1 protein-coding gene is annotated in these 2,189 nt (G+C 70.5%); it reads left to right on the top strand.

Going from position 1 to position 2,189, the window contains the following annotated elements; translation table 11 throughout:
- Positions 1-2,189: condensation domain-containing protein (locus tag ABZ495_RS36990; RefSeq protein WP_359840383.1), on the top strand; the 2,189-nt coding region annotated here is incomplete at both ends.

The following is a 2,189-nucleotide window of genomic DNA, read 5'->3' as shown; positions in this document are numbered from 1 at the left end:
GTCAAGATCCGCGGCTACCGCATCGAACTCGGCGAAATCGAAGCCCGCCTGCGCGAACACCCCCACATCACCGACACCGTCGTCACCGTCCGCGAGAACACCAACGGCGAGAAGACCCTCGTCGCCTACCTCATCACCGACACCGTGCTCGGCACCACCATCGACACCGCGGTACTGCGCGCCGAACTCGCCGACAAGCTCCCCGAGTACATGGTCCCGACCGCCTACCTGACGATCGACACCATCCCCCTCACCCCCAACGGCAAGATCGACCACCGCGCCCTCCCCGCCCCCGACCTCGACGCGTTCGCCACCACCGGCTACACCGCCCCCCGCACCCCCGCCGAAGAACACCTGGCCGCCGTCTGGGCCGAGGTCCTCGGCCTGCCCCAGGTCGGCGTCGAGGACAGCTTCTTCGACCTCGGCGGCGACTCCATCCGCGCCGTCCGCCTCGTCGGCGCCCTCCGCGCCGCCGGCTACGACGTCACCATCCGCGACGTCTTCCAGCAGCGCACCATCACCGCCATGGCCACTGCGGTCGGCGACGGCACCGGCGAATCCCTCATCACCGCCGTCCAGCCCTTCGCCCAGATCTCGGACGAGGACCGCAAGACCCTCCCGGCCGACATCGTGGACGCCTACCCGCTCTCCCAGATCCAGACCGGCATGCTCGTCGAGCTGATGTCCACGGAGAACGAGCACGTCTACCGGAACATCAACTCCTCGCGCATCCCGGACCCCCACCCCTTCGATGCCGAGGCCTTCCGCCGCGCCGCCGACCTCGTGGTAGCCCGGCACGACATCCTGCGCACCTCCATGCACCTGGACGGCTACAGCCAGCCGCTTCAGCTCGTCCACGCCGACGTCAAGATTCCGGTCGCCATCCACGACCTGCGCGGTCTGAGCCAGGCCGCGATCGCCGAGCGGGCCCGCGCCTACGTCGAGCAGGAGAACCGCACGGGCTTCGAGCTGGCCACGGCCCCGCTGATGCGGTTCGCGGCGCACGTCGAGTCCGACCAGGCCTGGCGCCTGACGGTCAGTCACCTGCACGTGATCACCGACGGCTGGACCATCAACTCGCTGCTGATGGAGTTCCTCAGCACCTACCAGGCGCTGCGGGACGGCCTTGAGCCGGCGGCCTACGAGGTGCCGTCGGTCCGCTACGCCGACTACATCGCCGCCGAACAGGACGCGCTCTCCGACCCGCAGACCCAGGAGTTCTGGCAGCAGGTCGTCGACACCCACAGCCCGCTGGCCCTGCCCGCCACCTGGGGCGGCGAGCCGGGCGAGTCCGTCACGGCCCGGGTGCCGTTCGCGGACCTGGAGGACGGCCTGCGCAAGCTCGCGACCGAGGCGAAGACCTCGCTCAAGAGCGTCATGCTGGCCGCGCACCTCAAGGTGCTCGGCAGCCTCACCGCCGAGGACGCCTTCCACACCGGCGTCGTCTACCACGGCCGCCTGGAGGCACCGGGCGCCGACCGGGTCTTCGGCATGCACCTCAACACCCTGCCGTTCCCGACCACCCGGGGCGCGAAGACCTGGCGCGAACTGGTCGAGCGGACCCATGCGACGGAGACCGCCATCTGGTCCCACCGCCGCTACCCGCTGCCCGCCGTCCAGCGCGCCGCCGGGAACAGCGACCTGATCAACGTCATGTTCGAGTTCCAGGACTTCCACCAGGTCGACACCGACGCGGTGGATGTCGAGGCCTCACTCAACCAGGGCACCACGGAGTTCGCCCTCAACGCGATCGCCAGCGGTGGTGCCGTTCAGCTGGGCGGCTCCTCGGAGTTCTTCACGGCGGCGAACCTGGAGCGGCTGGGCGCGATGTACCGGTCGGTCCTGGAGGCGATGGCCGCCGACGCCGACGGTGACGCCCGCGCCGCCCACCTGCCGGCCGACGAACTCTTCCGACTGCTCGACACCTGGAACACCGCCGTCGAGCAGCCGGTGGACGACTGCGTCCACGAGCTGTTCGCCGCCCAGGCCGCCCGCACCCCCGACGCCATCGCCCTGACCAGCGGCTCGGCCCACCTCACCTACGCCGAGCTGGACGAGCGCGCCAACCGCATCGCCCACCACCTCACCGCCCTGGGCGCCGGCCCCGAGCGGATCGTCGGCCTCTCCCTGGAACGCGGACCCGACCTCATCCCCGCCCTCCTCGGCATCCTGAAGTCCGGCGCCGCCTA

This window comes from Kitasatospora sp. NPDC005748 (assembly GCF_040630735.1).
Classification (GTDB): Bacteria; Actinomycetota; Actinomycetes; order Streptomycetales; family Streptomycetaceae; genus Kitasatospora.
The sequence above is the reverse complement of the archived record's forward strand: the minus strand, read 5'-3'. Positions and strand labels throughout refer to the sequence as shown.